Consider the following 18,389-nt stretch of genomic DNA (forward strand, 5'->3'; position numbering starts at 1 on the left):
CAGACGCTCCCGGCCCTGCGTCGTGTCGCCCGGGCGCGCGGTCAGACGGTCCGGAACGCGACGACCGCGTTGTGGCCGCCGAACCCGAACGAGTTGCTGATAGCGAGCAGGTCGCCGTCGCCGAGCGTGCGTGGCTCGCGGACGACGTCCATGACGATCTCCGGGTCCTGCTCCGTCAGGTTGATGGTGGGCGGTGCGACGCGGTTCGCGAGCGCGAGGACCGTGAACATCGCCTCGATCGCACCCGCACCGCCGAGCAGGTGCCCGGTCGACGCCTTCGTGGCGGACACGGCGATGCCGTCGAGGTGCTCCCCGAACACGCGACGCATCGCGTGGTACTCGGCGACGTCGCCGACCGGGGTGCTCGTGGCGTGCGCGTTCACGTGGACGACGTCCTCTCGCGCGGCACCGGCGTGCTCGAGCGCCTGGATGACCGCGCGGGCGGCCGCGCTGCCCTCGGGGTCGGGGGCGGTGATGTGGAAGGCGTCGGAGGTGATGCCACCACCGGCGACCTCGGCGTAGATCCGGGCGCCTCGGGCCTCGGCGTGCTCCTTGGTCTCGAGGATGAGCGCCGCTGCGCCGTCCCCGAGCACGAAGCCGTCGCGCGTGACGTCGTAGGGCCGGGAGGCCGTGGCCGGGTCGTCGTTGCGGCGGGACAGCGCCTGCATGGCCGCGAACGCCCCGAGGGGCATCGGGTGCAGCGCCGCCTCGGACCCACCGGCGATGACGATGTCGGCGTCACCGGTCGCGACGTGGCGGTAGGCCTCGACCAGGGACTCGGTGCTCGACGCGCAGGCCGAGATGTAGGTGCGGGCACCGCCGCGGGCGCCGAACGCCATCTCGATCGCGGCGGCCGGACCGTTCGCCATGAGCATCGGCACGGTCATGGGGAGCATCCGCCGGGGACCGCGCTCGCGCAGGGTGTCCCACGCGTCCAGCAGCGTGTTGACGCCGCCGATCCCCGTCGCCCAGTCGACGATGAGGCGCTCGGGGACGACGGCTCCGTCGTCGATGCCGGCGTCCGACCAGGCCTCGCGCGCGGCGATGAGCGCGAGCTGCGAACCCGGGTCGAGGCGCTTGACCTCTTGGCGGGTCAGCTGGTCGCCGATGAAGCGGCGGGCCTGCCCGGCGAAGTGGACGGGCAGGTCGTAGCGCTCGACCCAGTCCTCCTCGATGGCGGTGATCCCCGACTCGCCCGCGAGCAGGGCATCCCACGTGGCGGGGGCGGTCGCGGCGAGCGGCGAGATGGCGCCGATCCCCGTGACGACGACGGTGTGCTTGGTGGTCATGGACGACGGTCTTTCTGCAGGACGGACGGTGCGACGGGCGGCGCGACGGGCGCCAGGACACGTCGTGGCCCGGACCCGAGGGGATCCGGACCACGACGGGTCAGGCGGGTGTCAGCCCTGCGCCTTGACGATGTAGTTCACGGCGTCACCGACGGTCTTGAGGTTCTTGACCTCTTCGTCCGGGATCTTCACGTCGAACTTCTCCTCGGCGTTGACGACGATCGTCATCATCGAGATCGAGTCGATGTCGAGGTCGTCGGTGAACGACTTGTCCATCTGCACGGTGTCGGTCGCGATGCCGGTCTCGTCGTTGATGAGCTCGGCCAGGCCGGCCAGGACTTCTTCGGTGGACGCTGCCATTGTTCTTCTCCTTGAGGGGGTGTCGATGACCGTGGACAAGCCTAGGGCACGCCGGGTCTGGGGGTTCGGGAGCGCCGCAGGCGGCACGCCGGGTGGAACGGTCAGGGGAGCACGACGACCTGCGCGCCGAACACGAGTCCGGCGCCGAAGCCGATCTGCAGGGCGAGGCCGCCGTGGAGGTCCGGGTGTTCCTCGAGCAGGCGGTGGGTCGCGAGGGGGATGCTCGCGGCCGACGTGTTGCCGGTCGTCGTGATGTCGCGGCCGATCACCACGCGCTCCGGGAGCCCGAGCTGCTTGGCGAACTCGTCGATGATCCGCATGTTCGCCTGGTGCGGTACGAACGCGGCGAGGTCCGAGGCCTCCACGCCGGCGACCTCGAGCGCGCGCTTGGCGACCTTGACCATCTCCCACACCGCCCAGCGGAAGACCGTCTGGCCCTCCTGACGGATGGTGGGTTGCTCGCCGCCCGCGCGCCACTCGGAGAACGTGCTCGTCATGCGGATGGCGTCCCACTTGGAGCCGTCGGATCCCCAGACCGTCGGCGCGATGCCCGGGGTGTCGCTCGGCCCGACCACGGCCGCGCCGGCGCCGTCGCCGAGCAGGAACGAGATCGAACGGTCCGTGGGGTCGACGATCTCGCTCAGCTTCTCGGCCCCGACGACGAGCACGTGGTCGGCGACGCCCGTCTTGACGAAGGAGTCGGCCTGGGCGATGCCGTACGCGTAGCCGGCGCACGCGGCGCTGATGTCGTACGCGGCGGCGGGCGCGGCGCCGATGCGCTCGGCGAGGAGCGACGCCATCGACGGCGTCGCGACGGTGTTCGTGACGGTGGAGACGAGCACGACGCCGATCTGGTCCGCCGTGATCCCGGCGGCCGCGATCGCCTCGCGGGACGCCGCCTCGGCGAGGTCCACGGCCTGGACGTCGTCACCGGCCCGCGCACGGGTGACGATGCCGGTGCGCTGGCGGATCCACTCGTCCGACGAGTCGATCGGCCCGACGAGGTCGTCGTTCGGGACCGCGTGCTCGCCCCGGGCCGCCCCGATGCCGAGGATGCGGGTGAAGGCGTGACCGGTCCGCTGGGCGAGCATCGGGCGCGACGGCGCCGGGTCGAGGACGCCCTCGTCCGCGCTCACGCGGCCGCTCCCGCCGACTCGAGCAGGTCGATCGCGGCGGGGAGGTCCTCGGGCGACTTCACCGCCACGGTCGGCGTGCCGCGCATGGCCCGCTTGGCGAGCCCGACGAGCGCACCGGCCGGCGCGAGTTCGACGATGCCGGTGACCCCGGCGGCGACGAACGAGTCCATGACGGCGTCCCAGTGCACCGGGTTCGCGATCTGCCGCACCATGAGGTCCACGAAGCGGCGGCCGTCGTCGACACGGGAGCCGTCCGCGTTGGTCCAGATCGGGAGGGTCGGGTCGGCCACCGAGGCCGCTGCGGCGAGCGGGGCCACGCGGTCGACCGCGGGGGCCATGAAGTCCGTGTGGAACGCACCGGCGACGCTGAGGGGGACGACCCGGGCCTTGGCGGGCGGCTCCGCGGCGAACGCGGCCAGCGCCTCCACGCGACCGGCGACGACGGTCTGACCGCCGCCGTTGTGGTTGGCGGCGCTGAGCCCGGCCGCCTCGATCGCGGCGGGGAGGGCCTCCTGGTCGCCGCCCAGCACGGCGCTCATGCCGGTCGGCGTGCGGGTGGCGGCGTCGGCCATGGCGCGTCCGCGTTCGGCGACGAGCGCGACGGCGTCCGAGGGGGCGAGCACACCCGCGATCGCGGCGGCGGTGAACTCGCCGACGGAGTGCCCGGCGACGCCGCCGACGAGGCTCCGGCGCCCGTCGGCGAGCAGCGCGTCCGCGGTCACGAGTCCCGCGGCGACGATGAGGGGCTGCGCGAGCGCGGTGTCGCGGATGGTGTCGGCGTCGCTCGTCGTTCCGTGCGCGACGAGGTCGACGCCGATCGCGTCCGACCACGCGGCGACCCGGTCACGGACGGCCGGGTCCTCCAGCCACGGGGCGAGGAATCCGGGGGTCTGCGAGCCCTGTCCGGGGGCGACGACGACGATCACCGGACAATCCTCCCCGGCGTGCAGGGGCAGGCATGTGTGCGGACCGTCACAGAAATCGGGTCCGACATTGTGGGACCCGAACGAAGGGACTCGCCCTGGCGGCCGGGACGGTGTCGGTCAGCGCCGTGGCGGTCGGCGTCGTCGCTGGCCCGTGGACTCCGACATCGCCCCGATGATGAGCGCCGACTGCACGATGAGCGCGTCGCGGGCGTGGGTGGCGTCCCATCCGATGACGTCGGCCACCCGGCGGAGCCGGTAGCGGACCGTGTTCGGGTGGACGAACAGCTCCCGCGCCGTTGCCTCGAGGCTGCGTCCCGTGTCGAGGTAGCACCAGAGGGTCTGCAGGAGTTCACCGGACTGGTCCTTGAGCGGCGTGTAGATCCGCTGGACGAGCGCCGTCCGCGCCAGGGGATCGCCCGCGAGGGCACGTTCGGGCAGCAGGTCGTCGGCCAGCACGGGTCGGGGCGCGCCCCGCCACGCCCGGGCCACCGCGAAGCCGGCGAGGGCGGCCTTGGCGCTCGTCGAGGCGTCGACGACACCCGGGACCTCGTTGCCGAGGACCAGGTGTCCGTCGCCGAAGGACGGTGCGAGGGCCTCGGCGATGGTCGTGAACGAGGTCGGGTCCTCGCCCTCGGGTGTGTCGTCCCGGGGCGTGGCCCGGCCGATCACGACGACGAGGCGCGCCCCCTGCACACCGATCAGGACGTCGGCGTCGAGGTGCCGGGCGGTCCGACGGATCGTGTCCACCTCGAGCTGCGGCGGCGCGGTGCCGACGAGCACCGCGACCTCGCCGTGCCCGTGCCAGCCGAGCGCGGCGATCCGGCTCGGCAGCTCGTCGTCGTACTCGCCCGACAGGATCGAGTCGACGACGAGGGCCTCGAGTCGGGCGTCCCACAGCCCGCGGGCCTCCGCGGCCCGGGCGTAGACGTCCGCCGCGGCGAACGCGATCTCGCGCGAGTACAGGAGGATGGCCTCCTGCAGGCCGTCGTCGCCGTCCTTCACGCGGTCCTCGACGACCTCGACCACGACGCGGATGAGTTGGAGCGTCTGCTGCAGACTCACCGACCGGAGCAGTTCGCGCGGTGCCGCGCCGAAGACGTCGGCCGCGATCCACGGAGTGGCCGCGGGGTCCTCGAACCAGGCGATGAACGACGTGATGCCCGCCTGTGCGACCAGGCCGACGGCCGACCGGCGGCCGGGCGGCATCTCGCCGTACCAGGGGAGCGTGTCCTCGAGACGCTTGATCGTCGCGCTCGCGAGTTCGCCCGACACCTGGCGGAGCCAGGCGAGCGTCCGTCCCCGGTCGCCCGCCCGGCCCAGGGCATCGGCGCGCAGTGCGCTCACGGGCGGGTCAGCTCTCGCCGCCTGCGCTGCCGGTCGTGCCGGCCGTGACGTCCCACAGGCGGTACTTGTCGATCGCCTGACGGACCACCGACGGATCCATCTCACCGCGACGCACGAGCTGCTGCAGGGTCCGCACGACCACCGACGGGCCGTCGATCAGGAAGACCCGACGCGCGGCGGCACGGGTGTCCGAGAACCCGAAGCCGTCGGCTCCGAGCGTCGCGTAGTCGCTCGGGACGAACTCGCGGATCTGGTCGGGAACCGCGTGCGACCAGTCGCTCACGGCGACGACGGGGCCGTGCGTGCCCTGGAGCTTCTCGGTGACGAAGGGCGTGCGCGGCTGCTCCTCGGGGTGGAGGAAGGCGTCCGATGCGGCGGCGAGGCCGTCACGACGGAGCTCGTTCCAGCTCGTGACGCTCCAGACGTCGGCGGAGACGCCCCAGTCCTGGACCAGCAGCTGCTGGGCCTCGAGGATCCACGGCACGGCGACACCGGACGCGAGCAGCTGCGCCTTCGGGCCGTCGTGCTCGGCGGCCTTGAGCAGGTACATGCCGCGCACGATGCCGTCGACGTCGACGTGCTCCGGCTCCGCCGGCTGGACGAGCGGCTCGTTGTACACCGTGAGGTAGTACATGACGTTCGGGTCGGCGTGCTTCGGCGAGCCGTCCTCGTTCCTGCCGTACATGCGGTCGAGTCCGGACTGCACGATGTGTGCGATCTCGTACCCGTACGCGGGGTCGTACGCGACCACGGCCGGGTTCGTCGACGCCAGGAGCAGCGAGTGGCCGTCGGCGTGCTGCAGACCCTCACCCGTCAGCGTCGTGCGGCCCGCGGTGGCGCCGATGAGGAACCCGCGCGCCATCTGGTCGCCAGCGGCCCACAGGGCGTCGCCGGTGCGCTGGAACCCGAACATCGAGTAGAAGACGTAGACCGGGATGAGCGGCTCACCCTGCGTCGAGTAGGACGTGCCGACCGCGGTGAAGGCCGCGAGGGCTCCCGCTTCGTTGATCCCGACGTGGATGATCTGTCCCTGCGGGCTCTCCTTGTAGGCGAGGAGGAGCTCGCGGTCGACCGAGGTGTAGTGCTGGCCGTTCGGGTTGTAGATCTTCGCGGTCGGGAAGTACGCGTCCATGCCGAACGTGCGGGCCTCGTCCGGGATGATCGGCACGACGCGGTCGCCGAAGTCGGGCGAGCGGAGCAGGTCCTTGAGCAGGCGGGCGAACGCCATGGTCGTCGCGACCTCTTGCTTGCCCGAGCCCTTCTTGGCGATGGCGTAGCGGCCGTCGTCCGGCAGCGTCACCTGCGTGTACTTGGTCCGGCGCTCCGGGACGTACCCGCCGAGGGCACGCCGACGCTCGTGCATGTACTGCACGGCCTCGTCGTCGTGTCCGGGGTGGTAGTACGGCGGCAGGTAGGGGTTCTCGTCGAGCTGCGCGTCCGACACGGGGATCCGCATCTCGTCGCGGAACTGCTTGAGGTTGTCGAGCGTCAGCTTCTTCATCTGGTGGGTCGCGTTGCGGCCCTCGAAGCTCGGGCCGAGTCCGTAGCCCTTGACCGTCTTGGCCAGGATGACCGTCGGCTGGCCCTTGTGCTCGGAGGCCGCCTTGAACGCCGCGTACACCTTGCGGTAGTCGTGGCCGCCGCGCTTGAGGTTCCAGATCTGGTCGTCCGTGTAGTCCTCGACGAGTGCGAGCGCCTTCGGGTCGCGTCCGAAGAAGTTCTCGCGGACGTACGCGCCGTTCTCGGCCTTGTACGTCTGGTAGTCACCGTCGGGGGTGCGGTTCATCAGGTTGAGGAGCGCGCCCTCGGTGTCGCGGGCGAGGAGGTCGTCCCACTCGCGACCCCAGACGACCTTGATGACGTTCCAGCCCGCACCGCGGAAGAACGCCTCGAGCTCCTGGATGATCTTGCCGTTGCCGCGCACCGGGCCGTCGAGGCGCTGGAGGTTGCAGTTGATGACGAAGTTCAGGTTGTCGAGGCCGTCGTTCGCCGCGACCTGCAGCTGGCCCCGGGACTCGACCTCGTCCATCTCGCCGTCGCCGAGGAACGCCCACACCTGCTGCTCCGAGGCGTCCTTGATGCCGCGGTTCGTCAGGTACTTGGCCTGCTGCGCCTGGTAGATCGCGTTGATCGGCCCGATGCCCATCGAGACCGTCGGGAACTGCCAGAACGAGGGCATGAGACGCGGGTGCGGGTACGACGACAGTCCGCCGCCCTGGTGCGAGTGCTCCTGCCGGAAGCCGTCGAGCTGGTCCTCGCTGAGACGGCCCTCCAGGTACGCCCGGGCGTACATGCCGGGGGAGGCGTGGCCCTGGAAGAAGACCTGGTCGCCGCCGGACGGGTGGTCCTGCGCGCGGAAGAAGTGGTTGTAGCCGACCTCGTACAGGGCGGCGCTCGACGCGTAGGTCGAGATGTGGCCGCCGACCGCGACACCGGGGCGCTGGGCGCGGTGCACCGTGATGGCGGCGTTCCAGCGGATCCAGCGGCGGTAGCGGCGCTCGAGGTCCTCGTCGCCCGGGAACTCCGGCTCGTTCTCGGGCGCGATGGTGTTGACGTAGTCGGTGGTCGGGACCATCGGCACGCCCAGGTGGAGCTCGCGCGAGCGTTGCAGCAGGCTGAGCATGACCTCGCGCCCCCGGCCGTGGCCGTTCGCTGCGACCAGGCCGTCGAGGGACTCACGCCACTCGGCGGTCTCCTCCGGGTCCTGGTCCTGGGTGTCGGCACCCGCGATCCATGGCTGACGCTGGGGGTCCTGGTCGTTCACCGTCACCGTTGACCTCGTTCGTTCGTGGTGGACATGTCGATGCATCCGTCGCCGGGTCACGACGCGTGGATGGGCGAGACCACTCTAGTTCCCGCGTCCGACGCGCTCGCGCGGCTCGATGCCAGCGCACGCGGCATCGGGCACCGCGCTTGCGTTCGCGTGCCGTCGGCGTAGGATCTCACGTCGTGCGCGCGCCCGCCCGGGTGTGCGCCTGATGCAGCCGGGACCCATGCCGTCCCGCGACCGGGGCAGACCCAGAGAGAAGCACGCCAGATGGCACTCGAGATCGGTTCCCTCGCTCCCGACTTCGAACTGCCGGACCAGCGCGGCGAGCACGTCCGCCTCAGCGACTTCCGCGGTGTGCGTCCGGTGGCGCTCGTGTTCTTCCCGCTCGCGTTCTCCTCGACCTGCACGAGCGAGCTCTGCGCGCTCCGCGACAACATCGCGATGTTCGCCGACCACCGCGTCGAGCTCATCGGCATCAGCGTCGACTCGAAGGCCACGCTCCGCTCGTTCGCCGACTCGAACGGGTACGACTTCACGCTGCTCGCGGACTTCTGGCCGCACGGTGCGGTCAGCAAGGAGTACGGGGTCTTCCTCGAGAAGAAGGGCTTCGCGAACCGCGCGACGTTCGTCATCGACACCGACGGTCGGATCCGCGCCTCGATCATCACCGAGCCGGGGCTCGCCCGCGACGTCAGCGAGTACCGAGCCGCGCTCGATCGCCTGACGCCCGCACCCGCCGCCGCCTGAGCCCTGCGGCGAGGGGCCGTGCGGCGAGGGGCCGTGCGGCGAGGGGCCGTGCGCCGAGGGGCCGTGCCGACCCGGCACGGCCCCTCGGTCGTCAGACGCCCACGGCCTGCCGGACGGACGGGTCCTGGACGAAGGCCGCGACGGCGGTGGCGAGCACGGCCTCCGTGGCCGCCTCGCGCGTCGCGGCACCGAACATCGCATGGTCGGCCTCCGGGAGCTCCACGACCCGGAGCGTCCCGGGCAGGTGCGCGAGCCGGTGGGCTGCCGTGGCGCCGCCCCGTGCCCGGAAGACGGCGCCGTCGCCCGGACCGAGCACGAGGGTCACGTCGGTGCCGGCCGCGAGCGGCCCGCGGATGACGGGTTCGACGAACTGCAGGTGTCCACGCCGGGCCAGCGCCAACGCCACGCGGTACGGCAGGTGCCGCTTGACGGCGGCGACGAGCGCGTCACGGCGTGTGCGGACGTGGGGCCGTGCCTCCGCGTCCGCGGCCGCGACGGCACCCGGTGCTGCGGGGCGGGACCGGTAGTCCGCCTGGCTGAGGCCGACCACGAACCCGGCACGGCCTGCGGCGACCCGGAGGCCCAACCACCCGCCGACCGAGAGTCCGACGATCCCGACCCGGTCGGCCGGGAGCGCGAGGTGGTCGAGGACGTGGCTGACGTCGTCGATCCACTCCTGGGTGAAGAGCAGGCTCGGCTCGTCGGCGGCGACGGGTCCGGTCTCGCCCGTGCCCCGACGGTCGACACGGACGGACCGGATGCCGACCGCGGCGAGTCGTCGAGCGAGGTCGACCTGCAGGCGCGTGACGCCGATGCGGTGTTCGGACGAACCGTTGAGCAGCACCACGGTCGGGGCGTCGTCGTCGCCGTGCCGCGGCCCGGTGTCGACGGCGAAGAGGTGGTCCGGTCCGATGCGGACGAGGTGTTCCTCGACGTCCTGGTCGACGACCGCCCGCTCGGTCGGGACGAGCTCCATCGGCGCCGGGACGGGCTCGGGCGGCACACGGCGGGTCACCCACTCGCCGACGGCGTCGACGCTCGCGGCGGGGATGCGCGCGGAGAGGCTCGACACGCCGAGGAGCGCCTCGTGCCCGTCGACCCGCACGATGTCGATCCCGTCCCGGTCGTACCCGGCCGGGACACGGCGGTCCCCGTCGTTCCGCACCGCCACGAGCACGGGCATCCGGTCGGCCGGTCCGGTCGGGTACCCGAGGGCCCCGATCGCCGCTGCCTGGTCGGCGGGGATGTCCGCACCCACCACGGTGACCGTGCCGTCGTGGGCGGTGGTGACCGTGGATCCGGGTCTGGTGTCGATCCCCGCCACCGAGACCGCGGCGAGTGCCCGTGCCGCCCGGAGCCAGGAGCGTCCGGACCGCGGCGGATCCCAGAGCACGAGTCCCGCGGCGTCCGGGTCGTCGTCGGCTGCCGCGGCCGCGACGAGGGCCCCGGACGCGAGGCCGACGTACACGATTCGGGTGCAGCCGGCGGTGCGCAGCGCCTCCGCCGCGAGCCGTGCGCCGTCACGATGGGACGTCGCGGTCGCGGTGACGACGGAGTCCCCGCTGCCGGGGTGGTCGTAGCGCACGGAGGCGATGCCGTGGTCCGCGAGTCGCGCGGCGAGGAGGCGTTCGGTCCGGTAGGCGAGGACGTGCTCGTGCCCGAAGGGTGGGCAGACGACGACCCCGGTGGAACCGGGCCGGGTGGGGCGTTCGACGGTCGCGAGCACGGCCCCACCGCCGAGCCACGTGTCGAGCGCCGGCATCAGCGCAGCGACAGCTGGTCGAGCGTCGAGACCGGCCAGTCGGCGAGCGAGGTCCCGAACGTGCGGAAGAGGGCGAGCGTGATCCGCTCCATGCCGAACGCGATGCACGACGTGTGGGCGACGGTGCCGTCCGCGGTCGTGATCCCGAAGGGTGCGCCGAAGTGGTCACCCGCACTGTTCGCACTGGCGATCGCGGTGCCGTCGGAGAGCCCGGGGTAGATCGGGACGGTGACCTCGATCTTCAGCTCGTCGGTGAGCTGGTTCGCGGCGAGGAACTTGCCGGCGCGGCCGAAGAAGGGGTCGTTCGCGGGGACGCGGGTGACGTCGAGCCCGAGGGCGGCGAGCATCGCGGCCTGGCGCTCGCTCCACGTGTTGCGGAAGGTCCTGGCGTCGTCCTCGCCGCCCACGTGGACGAACTCGTGCATGCGGAACGACTGGAGCCGCATCGGGTCGTCGGAGGGCTCGTGGCGGAACGTGTACCCGACGACGTCGAACACGCGACCGTCGACCTGCTGGCCCGCCAGGTGGTCGTAGAGCGGGTGGCACACGGCGGACACGAGCATGGTCTCGCCGGGGTGCAGGAACCGGTCCCAGTCCTCGCCCGCGGCACGCGCGGCGAGGAGCGCGGCGTGGTCGCGGTCGGAGCCCGTGAACGTGTGGATGGCACCCGTGAGCTGCGGGAACGAGGCCACGTAGTCGGTGCGCTCGAAGGCGGACCGGGCGATGACCGGGGCGAAGCGGATCCGCTCCGGGGCGAGCGCGGCGAACCCGAGCGTGATGTACCGGTCGACGGCGTCGACGACGTCGTCGAACGTGCCGTTGCGGCCGAAGAGGCCGGGCTCCCCGGCGGGGACGAGGAGGCCGGCGTCGACGAGCTCGTCGCGGAACGCGAGGCGGGCGGCGTCGAGGTCGGTGGTCTGCGGTGCTGTTGTCGTGTCGGTCACGGGTTCGACCTTCCGTTGCTGATGGTTGCGATCTTGGCGTTGTGGTGCAGGATGCGGTCGTTGCCGACCATGAGGGCGGTGCCGTGCGCGTCGCGCACGATCCGGCCCAGGCTCGACGGGTCTCCGAGCCGGTACCCCGCGATGCCCGTGATCACGAGCGCGCGGGAGACGATGTCGAGCACGGCTTCGCTCGCCGTGACCTTGAGGCCGTTGACCCAGCGGGCCGTCGCCACGGACTCGAGCACGGCGGGCTCGTTCGCCGCCGCCTCCCACCGTCGCGCGGACGCCTCGACCGTGTCGGCCAGGGACTGCACGCGCAGCTCGACCTCGGCGAGGCGGAGTGCTGCGGGCGGGGTGGTGCCGAGGGCCTTGCGGGCGGCGCGACGGACCGACGCGCGGGCGGTCTCGGTGGCGCTCCGGGCCATGCCGAGCCAGGCCGCGGCCCAGAGCACGTGCGACACCGGCGTCATGGTCTGCGCCGACATCTCGGCGAAGGGCTGGGCGAGCACGTGGTCCGGGTCGACGTCGGCGGTCAGCGAGAACCCCTCGCTCGCTGTGCCGCGGAGGCCGAGGGTGTCCCAGCCGCTCCGACGCACGAGTTCGGTGCGCTCGGCCGGGCAGACCACGAGCACCTGGTCGGACGGCGGGCTGTCCGGGGTCCGGCGCGCGGTGGCGAGCACCGCGCTGGCATGGAGACCGTAGGAGATGACCGGGGCCTCCTTGGCGAGACGCACGCCGCAGGTGGTGGCCTCGACCGAGCAGCCGCTCGATCCGGTGTCGCCGCCGGTCGTGATCTCGGTCGTGGCCGAGGCGATGAGGGCGCCCTCGTCGCGGACCCGGGCGAGGAGCCGGGCGGCGGCGACGCTCGTGCCGCCGTGGCGGACGAGCGTGGCGACCTGCCCGACGTGCATCGCGAACACCATGGCCGTGGAGGCGCAGGCGCCGCCGAGGACGGTCGCGACGTCGGCGAGTTCCGTGAGCGTGGCGCCCTCGCCGCCCAGATCGACCGGGAGGACCGCGGCGAGCAGTCCGAGTCGGCGCAGCGCCGCCACGGACTCGCTCGGGAACCGTCCTTCGGCGTCGATCCGGTCCGCCCACTCGGCGGCGACGCCCGCGGCCTCGACCGCGCGGTCGTGCAGGGAGACGACGTCCGTGGCGCGGACGTCGGGGAGGACCGTCACGCTGCCACCGCCTGAGCGCGGACGACCGCCTCGATCGACGCGATCGTGGCGAACGTGCTGCGGGTGAGCGCCTCGTCGGGGAACTCGATGTCGCACTCCTCCTCGACGGCGAGCATGACCGTGATGGTCGCGTGTGACGTCAGGCCGACCTGGTACAGGTCGTCGGTGTCGAGGACCTGGGCGACGGGGACGGAGAGGTGGCCGTGGCGCTCGAGGACCTCGCGGATGATCGTGGACATTGGCTGGTGTTCCTTCCCCCGGATGACGGAGACGGCGGTCGCGGCGGCGAATCCGCCCTCGTGGGTGAGCGAGACGCTCACGGACTGGAGCCGTTCGCGGACCGATCGGTCACGGGCGGCGTGGTGGAGCCGGACGACGGGTGCGCCGCTCGGCAGGCTGAGGATCTCGACGTCGTGCGGCAGTACCGGCTCGTCGGGAGCGGGGCGGAGCAGCTTGACCACGGCCTCCTTGCCGGCGAAGCGCGCGGCGACGCGGTGCGGCTCGTCGTGGCACTGGAGCCGCTCCCTGGGCGACAGGATGCGGTCGAGGTAGCGGTCGCCGAACCGGTCGATGCTCGCGGCGACCGTCTGCACGGCGATCATGTCCGTGCCGACCCGGATGCGGGGGCTCATGCGGACGCTCCGTAGTGCTCGAGGACCCGGTCGACGTGCCGGTCCATGTCGAGTTCCTCGGCGCGACGGGTCGCTCCCGCACGGAGTGCAGCGCGGAGCGCGCGGTCGTCGACGAGTCGTTCGATCGCGCCCCGGAGCGCGGCGGCGGTGGGCGGCACGACGAGGCCGCTGTCGCCGTCCGCGACGAGCGGGGGTGACGCCGTGGTCGTGGTGAGGACGGGCACCCCGGCGAGCAGGGCCTCGGCCACGACGATCGGGAAGTTCTCGGCCCACCGGCTCGGCATCACGAGCAGGTCGGTCTCGGCGAGGGCGCGGGCCCGCCCGGCCTCGTCGAGCCAGCCGGCAGCGACCACCGCGTCGGCCGCCGACACGGCGTCGCGCAGGGGGCCGTCACCGCCGACGGTGAGCGTGGCGCCCGGGACGCCGGCGCCCCACGCCTCGAGCAGCAGCGGGATCCCCTTGTGCTCGGCGAGCTTGCCGAGGAACAGGACGCGGAGCACGTCGGACTCGCTCCGCGGCGGGGCGTCCCGGGGCGCCGACCAACCGTGCGGCAGCACCGTGCTCCGGTGGGCGTCGAGTCGGAAACCGCGTTCCGCGTGCCGGTCGCGCGTGCGCTCGCTGGGGAAGATGAGCGTCGCGTCGCGCGGGATGGCAGCGGCGACGACGCGCGATCGGAGCCCCTGGACCCGACCGACGTGGTCGATCGGGGCGTCGCCGCGCGTCAGGGACGCCGACGTGTGGACGAGCGTGAAGTCGTGCGCGGTGTGCACCACCCGCGGACCGGCGAGCCGGAACGGTGCGGCCCCGAACCCGGAGAACCGGTGGACGTGCACGGCGTCGAACCCGCCGTCCTCGAGGAAACGGGTGATGGCCGTCGGACGGAGGGAGTCGCGCAGCTCGGCCGCGTGGAACCGGACCCGGGCGAGGCGGCCCGTGCCCTGGCGGTCCGGGGAGTAGGGACGGCGTCCGGGCACGACGACGAGCCGCGCGCCCGTCGCGGCCACGAGGGCGCGGGCGCCGTCGTCGACCCAACCGGTGACGACGGTGACGTCGTGCCCGCGCCGGACCTGTGCTCCGGCGAGTGCGAGGCAGTACTGTTCGGCGCCGCCCAGCGGACTGAGCAGGGAGCTGGACACATGTGCGATCCTCATGCCGCGCCTCCCGCCCGGACCAGGCGCGTCACCGCGTCGTGGAGGAGCGTGGCGCTGCGGTCCCACGAGAACCGGTCGCGGATCGTCGCGGCCCGGCGGCCGCGCTCGTCGGCGGGGGTCGGCCCGGTGAGCGCGGCGGCGAGCCCGTCGCGGATCGCGTCGGTCGAGGTCGGGTCCACGTAGGTCGCGTCGTCACCGCACACCCAGCGCAGGGCCGGCACGTCCGAGACGAGGACGTCCGATCCGGCGGCGAACGCCTCGACGGCGGGGAGGCCGAAGCCCTCGTCGAGGCTCGGGAACGCCACCAGCGCGGCGTGGGCGTAGAGGCGGGCGAGCTCGGCGTCGTCGACGTACCCGAGGCGGAGCGCCCCGCGGTCGTCCGCGTCGGTGCGCGCGTAGATCGCGCTCCCGCCGCCGACCATCACGAGGGGGTGCGTCGTCCGCAGGGCCTCCGGGAGCGCGGCGTGCGCGGCGACGAGCCGGGCGGTGTTCTTGCGCGGGTCGTCACTGCCCACGGCGAGCACGTACCGTCCGGCGGCCTCACGCGCACCGGCGGACTCGGGCACCGCGAGGCCGGGGCGGAACGGGTCCGCGGGCGCGTTCGGCACCGTGACGACCGGGGTGCCCGGGCCGAGCAGTGCCCGGACGCGCCCCGCGATGGGCTCGCTCACCGCGACCACGAGGGCGGCCGAGCGGAGCTGGGTCCGCAGCACCGGCGCGTGCGTCGCGACGTACCGCCGGCTGAACCACTCCGGGTGGTCGAGGACGAACAGGTCGTGCACGACGACGACGTGCCGGGCCGCGAGCGCGGGACCGCGGCTCGTCAGCGTGAGCAGGTACTCGTCGGCGGACCGGCCGACGCCGGCGGACTGGGCTCGGGCCCAGGCGGCGATCGGACGGTCCCCACCGGTGCCGGCCGCGGTCTCGCGGACGTCCGGGAGGCCCGACAGCCGATCCGCGATCTCGGTCGCGTACCGCTGCTGCCCCGTCACCCGCTGCGTGCGGAAGGCGCCGTTCACGACGATGCGGGCGCCGACGGGGGAGCGCCGACCGCGGCGGCCGGTACGCGGCCCGCGGCCGGGGACCGGCACCGCGAGGAGGGGCTCGTCGTCGAGGTCGTGCTCGGACCGCCGCGCACCGGGGCGGAGCGGGGCCGACGCCGTGTCGGCCGCCTCGTCCCTCGCGACGGCGGTCACGCCGTGCCGGGTCACCGACCAGGCCGGGGCGGACGTCGCGGCCGCGGCGATCGGCACGCCGGAGCCCGCCGTGACGAGCGCCGCCGCCGTGCCACCGGCCAGGACCGGGAGCATCCAGTCCCGCACCTCGTCGGCGAACCGCTCGGCGCCGAAGTCCCGCGCCCGTCGGCGACAGGCGTCGGGGTCGACCGTGACGGCACGGTCGACGGCGGCCGCGAGTTCGTGCGCGCCGAGGCCGGACGCCACCGCGCCCGTGACGCCGTCGACGACCGACTCGGTCGCGCCGCCGGTCGGTCCGACGACGACCGGGACGCCGAGCGCCATCGCCTCGACCGGCATGATGCCGAAGTCCTCGACGGCCGGGAACACGTACACGGCCGCCTGCGCCATCACGGCCCGGAGCAGCCGGTCGGACGGGTCGAGCACGAACCGGACGGGCACACGGGCCGCCGCGGCGTGGGCCTCGAGCGCCGCCTGCTCCGGGCCGCCCCCGGCGAGTACGACGGGACGCCCGGCGGCCTCGCCGGCCGCGATCACGAGGTCGAGTCGCTTGTAGGGGATGAACCGGGAGGCACCGAGCACGTAACCGGCCGGTAAGGCGTCGAGGACGCGGCGTTCGTCGTCGTCGAGCAGGGCCCGCCAGTCGGACACGGCCTGGAGGTCGGCGACCTCGACCGGTGGGTGGATCACGCGGGAGTCCTTGCCCCAGGTGTCGCGGATGCGGCCCTGCACGAAGGCGCTGTTCGCCGCGATGTTCCGATGGGCCGCAGCGCGGCGCCGATCGGTCAGGCGGAGCGGCACGGCGGCGATCCGGCTCGCGAGCCCGTTCCCGCGGCCGTCGAACTCCGGGGTCCAGACGTACCGGGCGGGCGTGTGTACATACGCGAAGTGCCGGTCGGCGGGCACGGCCGAGTGGGCGACGACCTGGTGCGAGAACGCGTGCGAGCTCGACAGCACCCAGTCGTACCCCTCGGCGCGGAGCCGACGCCACACGGCGGGCATCGCGGGGAGCGCCAGGGCCTTGCGACCGCGGAGCGGGGTGCGAGCGAGGAGGCTCTCGGTGACCCGTCCGGGTGCGAAGCGGTCGGGCGCCTCGTTCCAGAGGCAGAACACGTCCGCGTCCGGGTACATGCGGGCGAAGGCGTCGAGGACCTTCTCGGACCCGCCGGAACGGCCGATCCACTCGTGGACGATGAGTCCGGGCATGACTCGTCGTTCCTTCCTAGTAGGCGCCGTCGGAACCGACGACGGCACGAGCGGTGCGCCAGAGGATCCCGAGGTCGAGGGCGAGGGACCAGTTCTCGACGTAGTCGAGGTCGAGGCGGATGGCTTCCTGCCACGACAGGCGGGAGCGGCCGCTCACCTGCCAGAGGCCGGTCATGCCGGGGCGCACCTTGAGACGTCGGTGTGCGCTGGCGTCGTAGAGGGCGATCTCGGCGGGCCGCTGGGGGCGGGGCCCGACGAGGCTCATGTCGCCGCGGAGGACGTTGACGAGCTGGGGCAGCTCGTCGATGGAGTACCGGCGGATGAACGCCCCGATCCGGGTCAGCCGGGGGTCGTCCGCGATCTTGAACAGGGGCCGGTCGCTGGTGCCCTGCGCCGCCAGGAGCTTGTGCAGGTGGGCGTCGGCGTCGGTCACCATCGAGCGGAACTTGAGGATGTCGAATGCCTGGTGCCCGGCGCCGATCCGCTCCTGCCGGTAGAACACCGGGCCGGCGCTCGTGGTCCGGACCGCGATCGCGACGACGAGGAGGAGCGGCGAGAGCGCCGCGAGCAACAGGAGGGAGCCCACGACGTCCGTCGCCCGCTTCACCACGCGCTGCGGCCCGGTGTAGGTGGGCGCGGCGACGTGCAGCACGGACAGACCCGCGATGCGTTCGCTCCGGAGCCGCCCGGTCGCGACGTCGACGATGGTCGGGGCGACGACGAGTTCGCACGCGCGGTGTTCGAGGTCCCAGCTGAGCTTCCGGACCCGGTCCGCGGTCAGGGCGTCGGCCCCGGTCACGAGGACGAGGTCCGCCCCGGTCGCATCGAGCGCCTCGGCGACGCGCACGGGGAGGTCGACGTCGAGGGCGTCGGGCGCGGGCACGACCGATGCGACGACGTCCCACCCGGCGGCGACACGGCTGGTGAGGTGTGCGGTGGCCTCGGCGATGCCGGCGGGGGAGCCGACGAGGACGATCCGGCGGCGCAGGCGGCCCGCGAGTCGTTCGCGTCGGATCCACCGCACCCAGGACAGCCGGGCCACGAGGAGGAGGACGACCCCCGCGGCGACGGCCCAGGGGAGGCCGACGCCACGGAGGTCGATCCCGGTGGACCACGATGCGAGGGCGAGGGTCGCGACGGACGCAGCCGTCGCGGTGAGGATCGCCCCCGCACCGTGGTTCCCGTTGCCGAGCCCGAGGAGGCCACGTCGCTCGAACACCGCGAGCCACACGATCCAGACCACGGCGACACCTGCGAGCAGGGCGATGCGGGAGATCGTGGAGCGGGAGAGGTCGGGTACGAGCATCGAGGCTCCGAGTGCCGCCACGACGAGCACGGCGTCCGTCAGACCCACCACGGCACGGAGCCGTTCGGCGGATCGGTCGGGCACCGCAACGGCGTGCGGGGCATCCGTCCAGATGGGGGATTCAGCGGTGGGCGCGTCCGGGTCGGGGTTGCCGGGCGCGTCGAACACTGCATTCGACATGGGTGAGCCTGCTCTTCGGGTCAACAGGTGACCGACGGCGATCCGTTCGGGGACGACGATCGCCGACGCACTCGTCGTCTTCGGGAACGACGGGTCCGCGGTCGTGTTCGGGGCACGACGCGGTTGAGCAGTCAGAGGGTCGATCCTGGCCGGGTAACCGAGGGTCGAGCGGATTCGGGTTCCGCGTGCTGGCCACGGTATTGCCCCGGCTCGCGACCGTCAAGCAACCGCGACGGGATTCCTGACCCGGACGGGCGTC

14 protein-coding genes are annotated in these 18,389 nt (G+C 73.2%); 1 reads left to right on the plus strand and 13 read right to left on the minus strand.

Features of this window, described 5'->3' with window-relative positions; translation table 11 throughout:
- Positions 1-41: 41 nt before the first annotated feature.
- The 6 genes from DEI94_RS06635 to aceE all read right to left on the minus strand — a co-directional run bounded on the left by DEI94_RS06635 (position 42) and on the right by aceE (position 7,825).
- Entirely contained in the window at positions 42-1,289 is a 1,248-nt protein-coding gene (locus DEI94_RS06635) for a beta-ketoacyl-[acyl-carrier-protein] synthase family protein (RefSeq protein WP_111008699.1), read from the minus strand.
- Positions 1,290-1,400: 111 nt separating this feature from the next.
- Complete coding sequence (locus DEI94_RS06640; RefSeq protein ID WP_111008700.1) at positions 1,401-1,649, minus strand: acyl carrier protein; 249 nt, start codon at positions 1,647-1,649, stop codon at positions 1,401-1,403.
- Between the two features lie 101 nt (positions 1,650-1,750).
- On the minus strand, positions 1,751-2,740 hold the full coding sequence (locus DEI94_RS06645) for a beta-ketoacyl-ACP synthase III (protein WP_111008943.1): 990 nt from the start codon (positions 2,738-2,740) through the stop codon (positions 1,751-1,753).
- A gap of 41 nt (positions 2,741-2,781) precedes the next feature.
- Positions 2,782-3,711, minus strand: a complete 930-nt coding sequence (locus DEI94_RS06650; protein ID WP_111008701.1) for an ACP S-malonyltransferase — start codon at positions 3,709-3,711, stop codon at positions 2,782-2,784.
- A 117-nt stretch (positions 3,712-3,828) separates the two neighbouring features.
- Positions 3,829-5,046, minus strand: coding sequence for a PucR family transcriptional regulator (locus tag DEI94_RS06655; protein WP_181434699.1), 1,218 nt, complete (start codon positions 5,044-5,046; stop codon positions 3,829-3,831).
- 16 nt (positions 5,047-5,062) lie between these two features.
- The gene (gene aceE, locus DEI94_RS06660) at positions 5,063-7,825 is read right to left on the minus strand and encodes a pyruvate dehydrogenase (acetyl-transferring), homodimeric type (protein WP_375334749.1); all 2,763 of its coding nucleotides are present in this window, start codon (positions 7,823-7,825) and stop codon (positions 5,063-5,065) included.
- Positions 7,826-8,092: 267 nt separating this feature from the next.
- Here aceE and DEI94_RS06665 point away from each other — a divergent pair, with 267 nt between their 5' ends.
- Positions 8,093-8,572 (plus strand): peroxiredoxin, encoded by a 480-nt coding sequence (locus DEI94_RS06665; RefSeq protein WP_111008703.1) that lies wholly within the window; start codon positions 8,093-8,095, stop codon positions 8,570-8,572.
- A gap of 91 nt (positions 8,573-8,663) precedes the next feature.
- On the opposite strand, the gene DEI94_RS06670 is transcribed toward DEI94_RS06665, so the two are convergent.
- The 7 genes from DEI94_RS06670 to DEI94_RS06700 are packed head-to-tail and all read right to left on the minus strand — an operon-like array spanning position 8,664 to position 18,130.
- A complete protein-coding gene (locus DEI94_RS06670) occupies positions 8,664-10,334 on the minus strand; it encodes an alpha/beta fold hydrolase (RefSeq protein ID WP_111026084.1) in 1,671 nt (556 codons plus the stop codon).
- On the minus strand, positions 10,334-11,278 hold the full coding sequence (locus DEI94_RS06675) for an amino acid--[acyl-carrier-protein] ligase (RefSeq protein WP_111026083.1): 945 nt from the start codon (positions 11,276-11,278) through the stop codon (positions 10,334-10,336). The genes DEI94_RS06670 and DEI94_RS06675 overlap by 1 nt, the downstream gene beginning before the upstream one ends.
- The gene (locus DEI94_RS06680; protein ID WP_220038774.1) at positions 11,275-12,459 is read right to left on the minus strand and encodes an acyl-CoA dehydrogenase family protein; all 1,185 of its coding nucleotides are present in this window, start codon (positions 12,457-12,459) and stop codon (positions 11,275-11,277) included. The genes DEI94_RS06675 and DEI94_RS06680 overlap by 4 nt, the downstream gene beginning before the upstream one ends.
- The gene (locus DEI94_RS06685) at positions 12,456-13,091 is read right to left on the minus strand and encodes an acyl carrier protein (RefSeq protein WP_111008706.1); all 636 of its coding nucleotides are present in this window, start codon (positions 13,089-13,091) and stop codon (positions 12,456-12,458) included. Before DEI94_RS06685 ends, DEI94_RS06680 begins: the two co-directional genes overlap by 4 nt.
- A complete protein-coding gene (locus DEI94_RS06690; RefSeq protein WP_111008707.1) occupies positions 13,088-14,242 on the minus strand; it encodes a glycosyltransferase in 1,155 nt (384 codons plus the stop codon). The genes DEI94_RS06685 and DEI94_RS06690 overlap by 4 nt, the downstream gene beginning before the upstream one ends.
- Positions 14,239-16,644 (minus strand): glycosyltransferase, encoded by a 2,406-nt coding sequence (locus DEI94_RS06695; protein WP_111026082.1) that lies wholly within the window; start codon positions 16,642-16,644, stop codon positions 14,239-14,241. Before DEI94_RS06695 ends, DEI94_RS06690 begins: the two co-directional genes overlap by 4 nt.
- A gap of 16 nt (positions 16,645-16,660) precedes the next feature.
- Positions 16,661-18,130 (minus strand): sugar transferase, encoded by a 1,470-nt coding sequence (locus tag DEI94_RS06700; protein ID WP_111008709.1) that lies wholly within the window; start codon positions 18,128-18,130, stop codon positions 16,661-16,663.
- Between the last annotated feature and the right edge of the window lie 259 nt (positions 18,131-18,389).

The sequence above is a fragment of the Curtobacterium sp. MCBD17_040 genome (assembly GCF_003234805.2).
In the GTDB taxonomy this organism is placed as follows: domain Bacteria; phylum Actinomycetota; class Actinomycetes; order Actinomycetales; family Microbacteriaceae; genus Curtobacterium.

Bases quoted from the DNA above. Each gene is read 5' to 3' on its own strand.
- DEI94_RS06700 (WP_111008709.1), bottom strand. From the start codon at position 18,130: ATGTCGAATGCAGTGTTCGACGCGCCCGGCAACCCCGACCCGGACGCG.
- DEI94_RS06690 (WP_111008707.1), bottom strand. From the start codon at position 14,242: ATGAGGATCGCACATGTGTCCAGCTCCCTGCTCAGTCCGCTGGGCGGC.
- DEI94_RS06645 (WP_111008943.1), bottom strand. From the start codon at position 2,740: ATGCTCGCCCAGCGGACCGGTCACGCCTTCACCCGCATCCTCGGCATC.
- DEI94_RS06685 (WP_111008706.1), bottom strand. From the start codon at position 13,091: ATGAGCCCCCGCATCCGGGTCGGCACGGACATGATCGCCGTGCAGACG.
- DEI94_RS06665 (WP_111008703.1), top strand. From the start codon at position 8,093: ATGGCACTCGAGATCGGTTCCCTCGCTCCCGACTTCGAACTGCCGGAC.
- DEI94_RS06695 (WP_111026082.1), bottom strand. From the start codon at position 16,644: ATGCCCGGACTCATCGTCCACGAGTGGATCGGCCGTTCCGGCGGGTCC.
- DEI94_RS06670 (WP_111026084.1), bottom strand. From the start codon at position 10,334: ATGCCGGCGCTCGACACGTGGCTCGGCGGTGGGGCCGTGCTCGCGACC.
- DEI94_RS06640 (WP_111008700.1), bottom strand. From the start codon at position 1,649: ATGGCAGCGTCCACCGAAGAAGTCCTGGCCGGCCTGGCCGAGCTCATC.
- DEI94_RS06635 (WP_111008699.1), bottom strand. From the start codon at position 1,289: ATGACCACCAAGCACACCGTCGTCGTCACGGGGATCGGCGCCATCTCG.